At 57.8% G+C, this 15098-nt stretch carries 15 protein-coding genes; 2 read left to right on the top strand and 13 right to left on the bottom strand.

Annotated elements, in window-relative coordinates:
* Nucleotides 1-4: 4 nt before the first annotated feature.
* The 8 genes from nifA to NMA58_RS29795 form a co-directional block, all read right to left on the bottom strand.
* The gene (gene nifA, locus NMA58_RS29830; RefSeq protein WP_416068583.1) at nt 5-1651 is read right to left on the bottom strand and encodes a nif-specific transcriptional activator NifA; all 1647 of its coding nucleotides are present in this window, start codon (nt 1649-1651) and stop codon (nt 5-7) included.
* A 195-nt stretch (nt 1652-1846) separates the two neighbouring features.
* On the bottom strand, nt 1847-2140 hold the full coding sequence (locus NMA58_RS29825) for a ferredoxin family protein (protein WP_416068584.1): 294 nt from the start codon (nt 2138-2140) through the stop codon (nt 1847-1849).
* A gap of 13 nt (nt 2141-2153) precedes the next feature.
* A complete protein-coding gene (locus NMA58_RS29820; RefSeq protein WP_416068585.1) occupies nt 2154-3461 on the bottom strand; it encodes an FAD-dependent oxidoreductase in 1308 nt (435 codons plus the stop codon).
* An 11-nt stretch (nt 3462-3472) separates the two neighbouring features.
* Nucleotides 3473-4585, bottom strand: coding sequence for an electron transfer flavoprotein subunit alpha/FixB family protein (locus NMA58_RS29815; protein ID WP_416068586.1), 1113 nt, complete (start codon nt 4583-4585; stop codon nt 3473-3475).
* A 17-nt stretch (nt 4586-4602) separates the two neighbouring features.
* Nucleotides 4603-5454 carry an electron transfer flavoprotein subunit beta/FixA family protein gene (locus NMA58_RS29810; protein WP_416068587.1) on the bottom strand — a complete coding sequence of 284 codons (852 nt, stop codon included), beginning with the start codon at nt 5452-5454 and terminating at the stop codon, nt 4603-4605.
* A 180-nt stretch (nt 5455-5634) separates the two neighbouring features.
* Nucleotides 5635-5997, bottom strand: a complete 363-nt coding sequence (gene nifW, locus NMA58_RS29805) for a nitrogenase stabilizing/protective protein NifW (protein ID WP_416068588.1) — start codon at nt 5995-5997, stop codon at nt 5635-5637.
* Between the two features lie 101 nt (nt 5998-6098).
* Nucleotides 6099-7298 carry a cysteine desulfurase NifS gene (nifS, locus tag NMA58_RS29800; RefSeq protein WP_416068589.1) on the bottom strand — a complete coding sequence of 400 codons (1200 nt, stop codon included), beginning with the start codon at nt 7296-7298 and terminating at the stop codon, nt 6099-6101.
* 112 nt (nt 7299-7410) lie between these two features.
* Nucleotides 7411-7731 carry an iron-sulfur cluster assembly accessory protein gene (locus NMA58_RS29795; protein ID WP_416068590.1) on the bottom strand — a complete coding sequence of 107 codons (321 nt, stop codon included), beginning with the start codon at nt 7729-7731 and terminating at the stop codon, nt 7411-7413.
* 1665 nt (nt 7732-9396) lie between these two features.
* Here NMA58_RS29795 and NMA58_RS29790 point away from each other — a divergent pair.
* Nucleotides 9397-9906: a hypothetical protein gene (locus tag NMA58_RS29790; RefSeq protein WP_416068592.1), complete on the top strand. Its 510-nt coding sequence runs from the start codon at nt 9397-9399 to the stop codon at nt 9904-9906.
* A 634-nt stretch (nt 9907-10540) separates the two neighbouring features.
* Here NMA58_RS29790 and NMA58_RS29785 read toward each other — a convergent pair.
* The gene (locus NMA58_RS29785) at nt 10541-11470 is read right to left on the bottom strand and encodes a BID domain-containing protein (protein ID WP_416068593.1); all 930 of its coding nucleotides are present in this window, start codon (nt 11468-11470) and stop codon (nt 10541-10543) included.
* A gap of 375 nt (nt 11471-11845) precedes the next feature.
* Between NMA58_RS29785 and NMA58_RS29780 the strand changes: the two genes are divergently transcribed.
* A complete protein-coding gene (locus tag NMA58_RS29780) occupies nt 11846-11977 on the top strand; it encodes a DUF6429 family protein (RefSeq protein ID WP_416068533.1) in 132 nt (43 codons plus the stop codon).
* Nucleotides 11978-12011: 34 nt separating this feature from the next.
* Here the strand turns inward: NMA58_RS29780 and NMA58_RS29775 are convergent, their stop codons facing one another.
* From NMA58_RS29775 to tnpA, 4 genes are read right to left on the bottom strand one after another with little or no spacing between them, the layout of a single operon-like run.
* Complete coding sequence (locus NMA58_RS29775) at nt 12012-12596, bottom strand: plasmid pRiA4b ORF-3 family protein (RefSeq protein ID WP_416068532.1); 585 nt, start codon at nt 12594-12596, stop codon at nt 12012-12014.
* 2 nt (nt 12597-12598) lie between these two features.
* Nucleotides 12599-14257: an IS66 family transposase gene (gene tnpC / locus NMA58_RS29770; RefSeq protein ID WP_416068531.1), complete on the bottom strand. Its 1659-nt coding sequence runs from the start codon at nt 14255-14257 to the stop codon at nt 12599-12601.
* Between the two features lie 45 nt (nt 14258-14302).
* On the bottom strand, nt 14303-14596 hold the full coding sequence (gene tnpB, locus NMA58_RS29765; RefSeq protein WP_112982801.1) for an IS66 family insertion sequence element accessory protein TnpB: 294 nt from the start codon (nt 14594-14596) through the stop codon (nt 14303-14305).
* 56 nt (nt 14597-14652) lie between these two features.
* Nucleotides 14653-15087 (bottom strand): IS66-like element accessory protein TnpA, encoded by a 435-nt coding sequence (gene tnpA, locus NMA58_RS29760; protein ID WP_416068530.1) that lies wholly within the window; start codon nt 15085-15087, stop codon nt 14653-14655.
* Nucleotides 15088-15098: the final 11 nt, after the last annotated feature.

Genomic DNA, 15098 nt, shown 5'->3' with positions numbered 1-15098 from the left:
CCACTTAGATCTTCTTCACCTGTATACGATGGCGACGCAATGCATAGCCAACTTGCCGCGGTGTGAGGCCTAGAATCCGAGCTGCCTTTGCCTGAACCCAGCCGGCCTTCTCCATAGCACTGATTAGCAACTCGCGGTCGGTTAGATGTGGTGCCACCGTTAAGCCGGCCGGTCCGGTGGAGTAACCGAAGCTGACCGGGGATTCGACCGTCCCATTGAGTGTATTGCCCGCAAGTGGCCGGTCAGCGCTTTTCCAGAGCATTGAAGAAAGGCATTGGTCTTTCAGACAGGAGAAATCTGATGGAAGGATCGTCCCCGAACGCGCGAGAGTGGCGGTCCTCCGGACGCAATTTTCAAGCTCTCGGACGTTGCCGGGAAAGTTGCATTTTGACAAGAGCTCGAGCGCAGCCGGCGTGAATGTGAGATCCCGATTGTTTTCTCGGTTGAATCGGTCGAGGAAAACCCTCGCAAGGCGTGAAATATCTCCATTTCGCTCCCTGAGAGGCGGCAAAAATATGGGTACCACATTGATCCGGTAGTAGAGGTCGGCCCTGAACTCCCCATCCGCGACTGCCGCCTCTAGATCCTTGTTCGTGGCGCATATGAGTCGAACGTCCACCTTGAGTGTTTTTGTGCCGCCGACTCGCTCAAGCTCACCCTCCTGCAGGACGCGCAACAGTTTCGCTTGAAAGACCGGCGAAATCTCGCCGATCTCATCGAGCAGCAGGGTTCCACCGTGCGCCAATTCGAAACGACCGGCGCGCTGGGAGATGGCCCCAGTAAAGGCGCCCTTTTCATGTCCAAACAGTTCCGATTCCAGCACACCTGCAGACAGTGCGGCGCAGTTCAACTTCACGAAGGGCTTCTTTCTTCGAGGTGAAAGCTCGTGAATGGCCTTTGCAAAGAACTCCTTGCCTGTGCCGCTTTCGCCCCTGAGAAGTACTGCAGAATTGGTTATTGCAACAACTTTCACGCTTTCGACCACCTGTTTGAGCGCAGGGCTTTCCCCAACGATCCAATCGATTTTTGTGAGGCGCTGGCCAGGTTCGGGGAGTTCCTTCTTGCCTGAACTAGTTTTGCGGGCTCCTTCCTCGCCCAAGGTTGGTTGACCATCGCGGCTCTGGTGGCGATCCAACCGAACGGCCCGGGCCGCAAGGTTGGCAATCATGGACAGGAAACGTACCTCTTCCTCAAATTGTATCCTGGTGCCGCCATCCTTGATGCGGTCGAGCCATAGCGTTCCAAGCGTTTCTTGATCCACCTTCATCGGGACGCCAAGGAAGGTGGTCGGGCCGGTGGCATTCGAGCTGGTTTGGAGCTCAGCCTGGAACAGGTCCGACTTGCAAGTGTCCGGCACGACCAGTGGCGCGCCTTTTGCGACGATTCTGTCTATTGCAGCCTTCGCCGGAATGCAGCGAGCGCCTTGAGATGCTTGCTCCACGCCAAGCGCTGCAACCATCTCGGGCGCTCCTCCAGCATTCAGAACGACGATTGCGCCGCGCCGCATTGGGAGCATTGCGGAGAGGGCGCTAATGACATTGGCAAGCTTGGCCTCGAGACTGGCTGGACCAATCAAGACTTTCGATACCCGATAGATACCGCTGGCCCAAAAATCCGGTTTGTGCATAGTTTGAGCGGATCGTTCAGTCATACCCTCATTGAGCCCATTGTGCAGCATTTCAGCCTGGAGACACCGTCTGGACCGCTCATGCTCCCAACGAAAACCCACCGCGATGCTAATATTATTAGGTGCTTACATCGGCACTTGAGAGTACGCGAATGTAGCCGTCTTGCTCGACAAAAGCGAGATGCTTTTGGGTTTCATGAGGACTAGAGTTAGCTGCTATTAACCGAATTTGAAGAGGACACCGAATCCACCTCGTGGGTAGCTCCAATCGATATCACCGTTTGCTTCGCACAATACTCTACATGTACCGCACTCCATGCACCCGTCAGCAGTAACTTCGACTTGTCCGTTTTCATTTACCTCATAACATTGGGCTGGGCAGATCCGCGTCAGTGCGAGCAAGTTTGCGCTCGGAGACAGATGCGGTCGCACTTTAATATGCGGCCGCCCCGCGTCCACCAGATAGCGATTCTGGTAAAGCCTGTCCTCGATGCGAACGAATGGAGCTGTCATCTCGTTTCTCCCTTTAGCGCCAAGCAAGTGCCAAGCGGACCGCGTCGCTGAACAGTCCCCATCGCGAACGTGCCTTGACAAAGGCGGCCGTAGTCGCTTTTTCCTTCTCGATCTTGGGTGTGCCGTCGACGCGCACGAAATTTTGCGCTGCCTTGGACAGCAGCTGCGGGTACGTAAGAAAAAAGTTGCGTGAGTTCGTGTGGAGCAGGGCAGGCATGTCCTTGTATTTTTTTAGGTCTTTCACAACAAAAGATTTGTCCAGCATGGCCTTGTAAAGGGAGAGGTTTTCCTGGGCCATCGAGCATCCTTGGCTCTTGATTATGGAGATCGCCTCGCCGGCGATGCGGCCCGACGTCATGGCGAGATTAGAGCCCTCGCGATGCACGGCATTGTTAAGCTGCCCCGCGTCACCAACCACAACCCAGCCGTTTCCAAAGAGCTGCGGAATTGCCTTGTACCCACCTTCCGGAATAAGGTGCGCCGCATATTCCTTAACCTCCGAACCCGCAAGTAGTGGGCGGATTGATGGGTGGTCCTTGAAGCCGTCAAGAAGGGTATACGGACTTTCCATGGTCGCTGCGAAATCGGAGACAAGGCAGCCGAAACCGAGTGAGACTGATTCCTTGTTGGTATAAAGAAATCCCAATCCGGCCATTCCGCGCGAGATTGTCCCAGCCGCTTCAATAACACAGCCTTGATCGCCGGTAAGGCCGAAGCGCTCGCGGATGACCTCTTCCGGCAGGAAATGCATTTCCTTGACAGCGAGTGCCACGGCCTCGGGTTTCGGCACCTTGCGAAATCCTGCTCTCGTGCCGAGCAGGCCGTTGACACCTTCTGCGAGGACGACCACTTCCCCGTGGATGGGATCGCCAGCACGATCGGTGCGTACGCCTATCACCTTGCCCCCGCCATCGACAACCAGCTCCGTCGCGGTCGTCTCGCACAGAACTGTCGCACCGGCCTCGCGCACTTTGCGCGAAAACCACTTGTCGAACTGGGCGCGAATGATCGTGTAGCGGTTCGGCGTCGGCTCATTAAAATCGTCCGACCGGTAGTGCACTCCGGTGTGCGAAGTGTCGTCCATCAGCCAAAAACGCTGCTCGATTAGATGCCGCTCAAGAGGTGCGTCATCCCGAAAATTCGGAATGATTGTCTCCAGCATGTTGGCGTACAGTATGGCGCCTTGGACGTTCTTGGAGCCCGGGTACTCTCCGCGTTCCAACTGCAGCACCTTTAGGCCGCGTCTTGCCATCGTGTAAGCAGCCGCGTTTCCAGACATACCGGCGCCGACGACGATAGCGTCGAATTTCTCGTTGGTCATAGGGTCCTACCTCAGTTCACTAGTCTGATATGATTGCCCGGTGCCAACCGTCTGATGAAAACTTCCGTCAGTGCCGGCAAAAAACTGACCGCGTCGGCGACAACACCGATATTGGCGAAATCGAAGATTGGCGCGTTCGGATCAGTGTTGATAGCGACTATGAGATCAGCTCCCTCGACGCCAACGCGATGCTGGACCGCGCCCGATATCCCAGCCGCGATATAGAGTTTCGGCCGGATCGTTTTGCCAGTTTGGCCGATCTGCCGATCAGCCGCCATCCACCCCTTTTGCACTAACGGCCGAGAACAGCCATAATCGCCGCCGATCGTTTGCGCGAGATTCTTCAGGAGCTGCAGGTTGTCAGCAGCGCCGAGTCCAAGCCCGCCGGCAACTACTACATCCGCATAGGCGAGATTAGCGTTTTCCGATTGGCCATCGGAAAGGAAACCGACGACTTTCGTGACGATCTCATCCTCGAGCATCCGCAAATCATGCCGGATTACCCGCCCGATTCGCTTGTTTGACCGCTGTGGCATGCGCATGACCCTTGGTCGCACAGTTGCCATCTGAGGACGGCAATTGAGCGTGTAGATCGTGCAAAGCAAGGAGCCGCCGAATGTGGGCCGGGTGGCTGCGAGGGAACCGTCGGCATCCACATCAAGTCCAGTGCAGTCGGCTGTGAGCCCCGTCAGCAGTGTGGTAGCTACGGAACCGGCGAGGTCCCGACCAAGCGTCGTCGCGCCGAGAAGCAGAATTTCGGGTTTATAGGTGTTGACGAGATCTGTTAATGCTTTGGTGAAAGACTCGTTTATATAATCGGTGAGCAGCGGCTTTTCGACGAGGTAGACCAGGTCGGCATCATAGGCGAAGGCCTCAGCGACAGCATGCTGGGTAGAATCTCCGGGCGGCCCGAGAACAACACCCGCGAGCTGCACGCCCAGCTGGTCAGCTAGTCTGCGTCCTTCGCCGAGAAGCTCGAACGAGACCGGGTGGACCTGACCGCGCTCCAGCTCGATGAAAACCCAGACGTGCTGGTAGTTCTTGAAGTGGTCAGGAAGGTTCTTCTTGGTGCCGGCTCGACCGAGCGCAGCGGGTGGCGGTGCTTTAGTTTTTCGAGTTCCCATTATCTGCTCCTATCTCGTCACGCGCTATCAGCAGAGGAGAGCTCGTGTTGCAGCGCCGGCTGGTGAGTGAAGATGGACGCGACCAGCTCTTTAGCTATGTCGTGCACTCTCTTTTCGGTAGTGTCGATTTGCACCGCTTTTTGTTCTCGCGGGGTTGGAGCGAAGACCCGCTTGACGACCGTCGGTGAACCCCGCAGCCCGCATTTGGCGATGTCTTCAATGCCGGCTTCCCCCGCATTCCACTTGACGATCTCGCTGCGCGCTGCGCGCAAGGCGTCATCAAGTGAGCCGCGGCGAATGACGGTGGTGCCCTCTAGCATGGTGATGAGGCAAGGCAATTTGCTTTTCAGAGCGTGCGTTCCGCCTTCCGAGCGGCGCTCGACCGTAATCGCCCGCGCGCTGAGATCTATGGAGGTAATCTTCGCAACATAGGTCAACTGCACGAGGTTCAGGCGCTTTGCTATTCCAGGGCCGACCTGGGCGGTGTCGCCGTCGATTGTCTGCTTGCCTGTGAAGACGATATCGGGCATGTCAAAGCTGTTGCCAATCTGCGATATTGCCTGAGAAAGTGCGAAGGAAGTCGCCAACGTGTCAGAGCCGGCAAAGTGACGGTCAGTCAGGAGTATCGCCCGGTCTGCGCCATAAGTGAGTGCCTTGCGCAGTGCTTCCTCTGCCATGGGCGGGCCCATGGTGAGCACCGTGACTTCGCCGCCATGGAGGTCGCGCACTTTGAGGGCTTCTTCGAGAGCAAACAGGTCGTAAGGGTTGATAATGGTCGGCACGCCTTGGCGCATAATCGTGTTTGTCACGGGATGGACGCGTATCTGCGCTGAGTCCGGTACCTGCTTTATACAGACTACAATGTGCATGAGGTTTCTTTAGCTCCGATCGCATTTGGGCCCGAAGGTTTCGCCTGTCTTCAAAGCACCAATCATGCCAACCACATGACTTGTCAGTAACCGACTGGAATTTAAGCATTGTTCGTTTCTGTACGATCGGATTGCTGACAGTCTTGTCGGATTTGGGACGTAATATGTCGTAAACCAAACTCACCTGTCGCTTCCGAAAGACTTCAGCACGGTTTCCAACGGTACAAACGTCTGTCCTGGCGCGGCAGTTTTAGTCGGATCGCGTTGCTCAAGCACCCTGAACACCCGATGTGATAGTGGCGAAGAAGTCGCAAAATCCGCGTAGGCGCGTTCCAGCGCGTCGCGCGCACGTGCGCGGTGGTCTGAAAAGTTCTCCTCAGCCAGGTACTGTCCCATGCGTTTCATGATGTGGAGCCGTGAGACGTCGAGCACCTTCGACTCATACGAAACGTCAAGGACCTCAAAGAATTCCTCGGCAGTCGACAAGCTCAGTAGCCGCGCGAAAATTGCGTCACTCGAAACGGCCCCGCCATCACAAGTCATTGCATTCTCCTATAGGTGGAATTAGTTTTCTGGTCCTAGTTGCTTGCTAGACGCTGAAGCCGACCCGGCAGCGGACCTTTCAAGCCGTTCCCGTAAAATGATCAGCGTGCTGCGGCCGCGGAGTTGTCTATCCTCCGCCTTTCACCTGCCGCAGAGAATGGAAACGAACCGCGAAGTTTCATCACAATTCCAGGTATCACCTCGAGTACCTGATCGACATCCTCCTCGCGGCTGAAGTGTGAAAAGGAGAAGCGAACTGCGCCGAGTGCCGCAGCGTCGGGGTTCATCGCCTCGAGAACATGGCTCTTTCGCGAGGAGCCAGAACTGCAAGCGGAGCCAGACGCGCAGGTGATGCCGTGGCGATTGAGGAGAAACTGAACGGCTTCACTGCCGATGCCCTCGAAGACCACATTTGTCGTGTTAGGTAACCGCGCAAGCGGGTCGCCGGTGACGAAGGTCTTGGGAATGCGTTCGAGAAGTCCTTCCTCCAAACGATCGCGAAGCGATTTCACCCATGTGATTTCCTCGTCCATGCGCCACAAGGCAAGTTCGCCTGCCTTGCCCAAACCTACAATCCCGGGCGTGTTCTCTGTTCCCGCGCGTCGGTTGCGCTGCTGGTGCCCACCCATGATAAGTGCATGAAAGGGCACGCCGCTCTTTATGTAGAGTGCTCCGACGCCTTTCGGTCCATGGAACTTGTGACCGGAGAGCGACAGCATGTCGATTGCGGTCGATTTCAGGTCCACTGGAAGCTTACCGATCGCCTGCACTGCGTCAGTGTGGAAAATTGCGCCGACATTCTTGGCCATCTCAGAAAGCCTGGCCACGGGGAAGATCGTCCCGGTCTCGTTGTTCGCCCACATAATTGAGACGATTGCTACACGATGGGTGAGGGCGGCCCGATAGGCGTCGAGATTGAGTCGGCCATGTTGATCGACCGGGATCCGGTGCACCTTGATTCCTCTTGTTTTTTCAAGGTGACCACAGAGCGTTAGAACCGCCGGGTGTTCAACCGCTGAAGTGACAATTTCTGATCGCTCGGGCATGACGTCCAGCGCCGAAAGAATCGCCGTATTGTTGCTTTCGGTCCCGCCCGACGTAAAGATAATCTCATGATCGAACTTGGCACCGATCAGCGCTTGCAATTGCTGGCGCGCCGTCTTCATCGTTGCGCCGGCAGCGGCGCCAATGTCGTGCATCGACGAGGGGTTGCCAAATTGGTCCGCAAAGAACGGCAGCATTGCCTGGAGAACTTCGGAATCGACGCGTGTCGTTGCGTTGTTATCGAGATAGATCGACATCCAGGTGGCCCTCCGCCTACTTAAATGACGCCAGGAGCACGCTGGGACACCAGCACTGATGCGGCATTCTTGATCCTTTTTCATGATGATCTTGTATTCTCGTTCTGCCCGGTCAGCTAAAGGACTTCCCGCAGGCGCAGTTCTCGCTCGCGTTGGGATTGTCGAAGATGAATCCGGGTGAATTCACATCCGTTTTGAAATCGACTGTCATGCCGCCGACGTGAGGTTCAGAGTCTGAGTCTACGAATACTTTAACCCCTCCCGCCTCAATGACAGCATCGCCGTTGCGTGACTCCCTTTCCAAAACCAGGTGGTATTTGAAACCAGAGCAGCCGCCCGCTTGCACTTTGATGCGTAATCCAGTCGCCGGCTTGGGAGCCTTTGAAAGCGCAAATTTCACTGCGGCAATGGCACTGTCGGTGAGCGTTATCATAACCCGTTTCCCCCGTTTCCAAGTTGCACTTGCGAAAAGCGATGCACTTGGCGTGCCAACAGAAAAACTGTTCGAAAACAACACCCCATCTTAACACAGAGGTGTCGCATGTATGACACCGTTGAAAATCCGACATTGCCGAGTTGATCACACCGAGTTCGAGTTAGGTTTTGCCGGGCCTGGGCAAAGGAGGCTATCCTCTGCCACCCGCAATCAGATGAGCGCCGCGATGCAGAAGGGGGTCAGAACAAGAGCAGTCCGAAATCGTACGCTAAGGCCGAACGGAACAGGAACGATGTCGTAGTTCGGATGTGCAACATCCGATCTCTGTGGATTGCCATCGACATGCGCCAGTTTTGATTTCTCTGTTCGGCCCGACTCGACAACGCTTCACGCAGATTGGTCATGAATGGAGTCGGGCGATGGCAAAGCGCAAGCTTCTCAATGATCAAGATCGCCGGAGGCTTGTCGATATCCCAGTCGACGAGGACAGTGAACCGCGCCAATAAAAGCTTTCTGGGTCGTATCGTCAAACTTGCCGCGAAGCCTGAGCCCCATTTGAATGTGGCGGATCTCGCCACCGCCCGTCAGGCGAGGAAAGAACCAAGGTCGCCGCTGAGGGAGTGACAGCGGCAGCCGTGACAGACGAGCAATGCTTTTGTGGCAGGACCGCTCAACTGTGCAGTGTCTATTCGGTTCGTTTGAGCAAGTTTCCTTTAAACCTCCTCGGCCGGGCGAGACCGCGATCGTCTAACGGAGTCCCTCACAATCTGGGTGCCAAGGAGGAGGTTGTCCCAGAAAGGGACAAGGCATGTGTTTCGCACTGGAATACTTGAGTTACGAACACCGACGCCTGGAACCGGAAAAAGATGAACACACAACTGGTCGTCGAATAACGACGATCGCCCATTTGTGCCATGCGTCTGCCTGCAGCTTCTACAGTTCGTTTAGCAGCTGCCTCGCTGCGTTGTGAGCGCGGAACCCTACGTCGAAAAAATTTTTCGATCGATGCCATAATGCCCCCTAACTCGTGGCGGATGTTCTGTAGACCTTTTCTTTGTTCGAGGGCGCCGTGGATGGCTTGCAGGTCGCCGCACTTGATCGACTGCAACAGACTTTGGCGCGACAGGCTGAGGGTCTCCGTGGCGTCGCAGTTGGTTCGAAGCCGTCACCGCATGTGGAGATGAAACGGGCGTTGAGTTCCGCCGTCAGGCGAATGCGCCAGGTGGCACCTGAGGTGATCTGTTCGCCCTTAATGAGGCCGTCGTTGATGTGACGGTCTGGCGGTTGAGAATGCAAGCGATGACGGCACCGGAGTACTGCGGTGCCAGCCGCCGCAGCGCCAGCGTATACTCGTCGGTGCGAACCGTCGCCGGCCGCGAGCGCGGCCTTACCGCCGTTCCAGGGCAGGACGAGACGTGCCAACGCCTCGTCTCGGGAGACATGGAGGGTGATCTCCCCGATGAGTGTGCAAAAGAGCGCCTTGCGGTCCCACGCCGTCGTGCTGGGGGCGTGCCAGACGTTCGCGAGATCGGCCGGCAATTCATGAAACGTTCATGAACGCCTTTCTGCGAACGCTTTTCAAACTCAATGCGGTACCAGGTGGTAAAGACGACGCCGAGCTTGCTGGGCTTGCCGGTGCCATGACCGACATTGCGACCGGCGATGCCCAAGAACTATCGGACCACTCTCGAGACATTTCTGAAGACATTGATTCGGGCCAGGGCCTCGTTGGAGGAGGCCATCAACAATTTTGTCGATCTCATCCTGCCTGATGAACTTGGGGAGGCGCGACGCGCTCTTGCCGAGGACAACCTCGAGCTTCGCGACCGGTTCATACGAGAAGTCGCGCAGTTGACCAGTGCCGAAGTCTCAAGCCTGGCAGGATCCTCCGCCAAAAATCCCTATGCAACAGCGGCGCGCGGGAAAAAGGCGCTAGACAGCTTTTCGGTTCAGCGTCGCGGCACAGAAAATCTCCTAGCGTTCCAGTTCCATTATGGTCGGCCGCATCCGGTGCTTGCACCGCTGCCGCAATCCTTCTCCGCCTGGCAACGCGCCTTCTGGTTCGTATCTGCCAACGGCTGGCTTGATGATAAGACACCGGTCGACATCCTGGATCATCCCGAAGAAATTGCTTCTGCGGCCGACCGTGAACAGCAAGAGGTCGTCGGTTGATATCCCGAGTTAGGCCGAGCCACCTTCGCCTTTTCCGAACATCAACAGGTGGACGCTCAAGGTGGAACCAAACTTCATCCCCACCACCTTTCCTCGTTTGGCACAGCACAATTCAATCTCTGCATGGGGCAACCTACGCGTTTAGCACCGGTTAACGACGGCGGCGGAAACTGCATGGCGACGCTCTATGCCGCAAGAAGCAGAGAGGCGACGGTATTTGAATCGATTTTTCATGAAATCGAGATCCGTTCGCCTTTCCGCTGTCGAACAGCGGACGATCACTATCATTGTCCGTAACCCAATCTGCTGCTGGCAAGCCTTTTTGCGTCCGACTTGAAGGCATGGGGCCTTAGCCTCTCAGACCCGATCGAAACGTCGAAGTCTACCTACGCTGACAGCGTTTCGTGGGCGCAGGCCATTCACGGTGCGTCGGTGGATATCGACGGCCTGATCTGGCGTCCCGTCAATTTGATCCCGATCAACGTATTGTTCTATTCGTGGATCGTATCGCAGCGGACGAGTTGAAGATCAGGGATTCCCGGCCATTCGCTTCGAATACGAGCCCTGTTCTCGAGCTCCGCGACAATGACTGCGTGCCCGCATTACGATCATCTCGTAGAAATTCTCCGAGGCCTCAGCGCCTCACCAAAGTGACAGCCTCCGTTCGCGCTCGTTCCCGGACACGCGCCGTCATGTCCTGCTGCACGCTACGCACCTGCGACACTGTCGTTTTCACCTTCGTTGCCTGCTGCTCGTCAATTCCGTGGGTCTTGGCGACCCTCGAGAGATCGCCGGCCTTCAACTGGGCAAGGTCGGCCGGCGAAAGTCTTTTCGTCACCGCCAGGGACAGACGTTCAAATTCGCGTCTGAGACCCTCATCACTCTGGAAGGATCGAAACCGCTCCTCACCCTCCGATGACAGGACCCCAGCAAGTTTGCTGGACGGTGAGGGAATTTCCACACGCTGACGGGCCTGTTCCTCAAGGTGCTGTGTGACGAGCTGATGCCGCTCGAAGTCGATCGCCAATCCATAGTCGGCCAACGCCGCTGCGAGCTTCTGCATATGTGCTTCGGCCGTCTGGCGCTCGGGGCTCGGGCCGCGCCACCAGGTCCGCCCCTCCCCGGCCAACTCGCCGCGCCGGCCCGCCCGCACGTCGTCGCCGGCGGCAGCGCCGGTTCGCGCATCCGTAATCGCCTCCAGCGAAGCCGTCTGGCTGTTGCCGAAGACCAGCCGCGACAGATGTTCGATCTCCGTCCGCTTGTCGGCAAGCCGCGTGGATTGACGCAGACGCGCGCCGATTTCGCTTTCGCTGAGGTCCGGAAGCTCCCGCGCCGGAACAAGCGGCCGCGGTGAGACCACTGCATGCTCGACGTGACGCTCCGTCTCAATCCGCAGCATTCGCTCGTTCCCGGCAATGCCCTGCGCGAAGACGTCCGCGGCGCGCCGCTTAGCGGGCTCCAGACTGTCATGTCGTGCAGTCTCGGAGAGCACGGCCTCCAACATGGCCTTGGCGCGGGCGCGGTTGTCCAGCTCGGCCGAGCGGAGGCGAAGGACGTCCCGCATCGCGCGCAGGGCTCTCCGTTCACATTGACAATCGAGGTTGCAATCGCCGCCCTTTCGGTGAGCATCAGATTGCGCTCGAGCCGGCGCCGGGTTTGAGCGATCGCAACCGCATATCCCGGCTCGATAATCCGCGACATCGCCTCATCGGCAGATACACCACGCACCACGGCGTTTGCCGCCCCGGCGAGGGCTTTTCGCATGCCGGCGGCCTCCGCCCAGGAATCGGCCACATTGGCGAGACGCGACATGCGGTCCATCGGACTGAACACCTCGCGGTCAATCGCCACCCGATTGAGTTCCAGGCCGAACATGTCGGTCGTATCCATCCGAGGTGGGCCGCGGGACTTGGGGTCTCGCGCGTGGTAGCATAGCAGAATGGAGATCGACGAGGACAAAATCGATGACGCGGTCCTGTGTGATCCGTTGAACAAGTCGAAGTCGCTGGTCCTGACGGACGAAGGTCTACGGCGTTCGGAAGAACTATTCCGCCGGTTGTTTACACGGTAAAATCCAGTTTCGGCTTTCACCCACAGCCCGGTGTTCAGGTTTTGCGTCGCGCTTTTCGGACCCATTTTGCGGCGAGGTCATCGACGGCTTTGTTGAGCTGCGAGAAGTTGGCGCTGTTGGGATTGTAATCGCTGCTGCCCCACCATTCTAGGATTTCGGCATGTCGCTCGTGCGCCGGGTCTGCAAGCGCCTCGCGGAACTCCTGATAACCCCATGGACCACCAACGTCTTCAGGCGGGCAGTGTCCCGTTGCTTCGAGGAGCATCGGTCCTTCCGTGCCGACTGCAGGAAAGGTGCGCTCGATCTTGATGCTGTGTTCCCAACCGTCGCCAAAGTCGTAAAGGTATTTGAACGATTTCGCACCGGTGTCCTGGACTGCCGACAGCAGCGAGACCCTGCGGGCATCGATCGGACCATCCCCCCATTCCTCGTCTGGCAAACCAAAGCCGACGTCACGCATGCGGAATTCGTAAAGGTGGCTGTTGGTCCAGCCCATCGCCGCCTGCAATACCTCGTGCAGCCGACTGAGCCTGATGGTGAACGGTACGACAACGCGCCGCATCACTATCGGCTCGACATGATCGAGGGTGACCTTCAGGCGGACGGCAGAAGCCACCATCGTCAGGCCGCCAGCATTACGGTTGCCGGCGATGCACGTTTCCACTCCCAGGGCAGCAGTTCGTGCAGGCGCGTCACAGGATGGTCGGCGATGCGAGCCAGGACATCGGCAAGCCACGCCTTTGGGTCGACATCGTTGAGGCGGCAGGTGGTGATGACGGTCAGCATGACAGCGGCACGATCGGCCCCACGCTGGGAACCGGCGAAGGTCCAGTTCCGTCTTCCCAATGCGACACTTCTCAGCGCCCGCTCGGCTGCGTTGTTCGTGAGACAAACTCTACCGTCTTCGAGGAAGAGGGCAAAGCCCTCCCAGCGCTTGAGCATGTAATCGATCGGCTCGATGACCTCGGACGATCTGCTGAGCGTGGCGCGTTCCTTCGTCAACCACTCGTGCATGTCATCGAACAGCGGCTTGCTTCTCTCCTGCCGCGCAGCCAGTCGTTCTTCGGCACTCAATCCGTTGATCTGCCGCTCGATCCCGAACAATTCGTCGTAGCGCTTGACGGCCTCAAGCGCGATCGGCGAGATCGGCTTGCCCTTGCGTTTGCGATCCCGCGCATTCTTCTGGATATCGGCCAGCTCAAAGAATTTACGCCGCGCATGCGCATGGCAAAAGGCGAAGGTGATCGGCACCTCTTTCGTTGCGGCAACAGCGATCGGCTCGAAGCCATTGTAGCAATCGCTCTGTAGAATGCCGCCGTATCTGGCCAGGTGCTTCTGCGGATGTTCGCCGCGCCGGTCACTCGACGCATAATAGATTGCGGCTGGCGGCGCTGTTCCCCCGAATGGCCGGTCATCGCATACGTAAGTCCATATGCGTCCGGTCGTGCATTTGTCCCTGGCCTGAATGGGAATGGTGGTGTCATCACCGTGAAGACGCTCGGCCGCAAAGACATGCGCCTCGATCAGATCGAAGACAGGCATGAGAGCGGCTGTTGCGTACCCGACCTGGTCGGCCAGCGTCGAGGTCGAAAGATCGATCCCCTCGCATTTGAACCGGGCACTCTGCCGGTTGAGCGGGCTGTGCATGCCGAACTTGTCGAACAGGATCGTCGCCAACAGATGAGGACCGATGAAGCCGCGCGGCGTGGCATGGAACGGTGCCGGCGTCTGACTGATCGCCTCACAGTCACGGCACGTGAACTTTTCCCGCACCGTCTCGATCACCTTGAACCGGCGCGGAATCTCTTCCAGCGTCTCGGTGACGTCCTCGCCCAGCTTCGACAAGCGTGAACCACCACAGCAGGCGCAAGTCGTCGGCGGCTCGATGACGATACGTTCGCGCTCGATATCGTCCGGCCATGGCTTGCGCACCGGTCGTTTGCGCGTGAACGAACGTACGCTCGAGGTTCTGGCGCTTGCTGCCTGTGCCGCGACCTCGTCCTCCGTCGCCGCCGTCACGAGTTCCTCGAGCTGCAGTTCCAACTGGTCGAGCAGGCGCGCCGTGCGTTCAGAGCGCTGGCCTCGCAACTCGCGCCTGAGCTTCTCGATCTTCAATTCCAGAGCAACGATCAGCGCCTCGTTGTCAGAGAGCATCGCCTGCGCATTGGCCGCTTCCGCAACTGCGATAGCGTGTTTAGCCTGCAAGGCTTCATGCTCGCCAAGCAGCGCCAGGTAAGCGCCAACAACATCCACAGGAAGATCGACAGGCTTTGAGATCATGAAGCCATTCGATCAGATTTCCCCTGTATTTTCAATTGAATAATGCTAGCCGACCTTCGTCGGCCGCCAGGTTTCTTGAGGGTGCCTCCAGTCGATCCCGGACAGAAGATAACTCAGCTGCGCGGGTGATATCGCGATCGCGCCGCCTTCCGCAGACGGCCAGACGAACCGGCCGCGGTCCAACTTTTTTGTAAAAAGGCAGCTCCCCTGGCCGTCACTCCAGATCACTTTTATCAGCGATCCGCTACGACCGCGGAATACAAAAAGATTGCCGTCCAGAGGGTTCAGTTTCAGCACCTCCTGCACCCGCAACGCAAGCGATGGAAACCCACACCGCATGTCGGTATGGCCCGTTGCAATCCACACCCGCACATTTTGACCGGAAGGAAGCGTGATCACCGCAACGTCTCCAGACCCCGCATGATCCGCAGCAGCGCCTCAACGTCGACGCTGCCGTCCACGACCACACGACGGCCGTTCGCCGCGACAATCTCCATGCGGCCGGAAGGAGGCGCTACCGGATGCTCCATCGCAGCAGGTGGAGTGACCTGCTTCACCGGCACAAAAGTTTCCGGCATGACGAACGCCGGCACAAAACCATCGGTTTGTTTCTGGCTGTGCAAACCCTGGCGAACCGATTTGCGCCAACGGTTTAACAGCGAGCGGCTGATGCCGTACTGACGGGCCGTGGCCGACGCCCGGCCTCTCCCCGCAAAGCTTTCTGCGACAATCCGCAGCTTCTCATCCTCAGTAAATCGACGCCGCCGTCCGGTGTTGATCACCTCAAGACGGCTCACCCGAGACCCGCTGTCCCCTTCAAAAATCTCCATCTGTCCAACTG

Origin of the sequence: Rhizobium sp. YTUHZ045, assembly GCF_051124255.1 — a bacterium.
Taxonomy (GTDB): Bacteria; Pseudomonadota; Alphaproteobacteria; order Rhizobiales; family Rhizobiaceae; genus Rhizobium.
Note: the sequence above shows the minus strand (reverse complement) of the source record. Positions and strands in the feature narration are given on the sequence as shown.

What these genes read in the sequence shown, in the direction of transcription:
- NMA58_RS29815 (WP_416068586.1), bottom strand. Translation starts at nt 4,585, where the DNA reads ATGGGAACTCGAAAAACTAAAGCACCGCCACCCGCTGCGCTCGGTCGA.
- tnpA (WP_416068530.1), bottom strand. Translation starts at nt 15,087, where the DNA reads ATGGAGATTTTTGAAGGGGACAGCGGGTCTCGGGTGAGCCGTCTTGAG.
- NMA58_RS29820 (WP_416068585.1), bottom strand. Translation starts at nt 3,461, where the DNA reads ATGACCAACGAGAAATTCGACGCTATCGTCGTCGGCGCCGGTATGTCT.
- NMA58_RS29775 (WP_416068532.1), bottom strand. Translation starts at nt 12,596, where the DNA reads ATGGTGGCTTCTGCCGTCCGCCTGAAGGTCACCCTCGATCATGTCGAG.
- nifS (WP_416068589.1), bottom strand. Translation starts at nt 7,298, where the DNA reads ATGTCGATCTATCTCGATAACAACGCAACGACACGCGTCGATTCCGAA.
- NMA58_RS29810 (WP_416068587.1), bottom strand. Translation starts at nt 5,454, where the DNA reads ATGCACATTGTAGTCTGTATAAAGCAGGTACCGGACTCAGCGCAGATA.
- nifA (WP_416068583.1), bottom strand. Translation starts at nt 1,651, where the DNA reads ATGACTGAACGATCCGCTCAAACTATGCACAAACCGGATTTTTGGGCC.
- NMA58_RS29825 (WP_416068584.1), bottom strand. Translation starts at nt 2,140, where the DNA reads ATGACAGCTCCATTCGTTCGCATCGAGGACAGGCTTTACCAGAATCGC.
- nifW (WP_416068588.1), bottom strand. Translation starts at nt 5,997, where the DNA reads ATGACTTGTGATGGCGGGGCCGTTTCGAGTGACGCAATTTTCGCGCGG.
- NMA58_RS29795 (WP_416068590.1), bottom strand. Translation starts at nt 7,731, where the DNA reads ATGATAACGCTCACCGACAGTGCCATTGCCGCAGTGAAATTTGCGCTT.
- NMA58_RS29780 (WP_416068533.1), top strand. Translation starts at nt 11,846, where the DNA reads ATGGAGATCGACGAGGACAAAATCGATGACGCGGTCCTGTGTGATCCG.
- NMA58_RS29790 (WP_416068592.1), top strand. Translation starts at nt 9,397, where the DNA reads ATGCCCAAGAACTATCGGACCACTCTCGAGACATTTCTGAAGACATTG.
- tnpB (WP_112982801.1), bottom strand. Translation starts at nt 14,596, where the DNA reads ATGCGGTGTGGGTTTCCATCGCTTGCGTTGCGGGTGCAGGAGGTGCTG.
- NMA58_RS29785 (WP_416068593.1), bottom strand. Translation starts at nt 11,470, where the DNA reads ATGCGGGACGTCCTTCGCCTCCGCTCGGCCGAGCTGGACAACCGCGCC.
- tnpC (WP_416068531.1), bottom strand. Translation starts at nt 14,257, where the DNA reads ATGATCTCAAAGCCTGTCGATCTTCCTGTGGATGTTGTTGGCGCTTAC.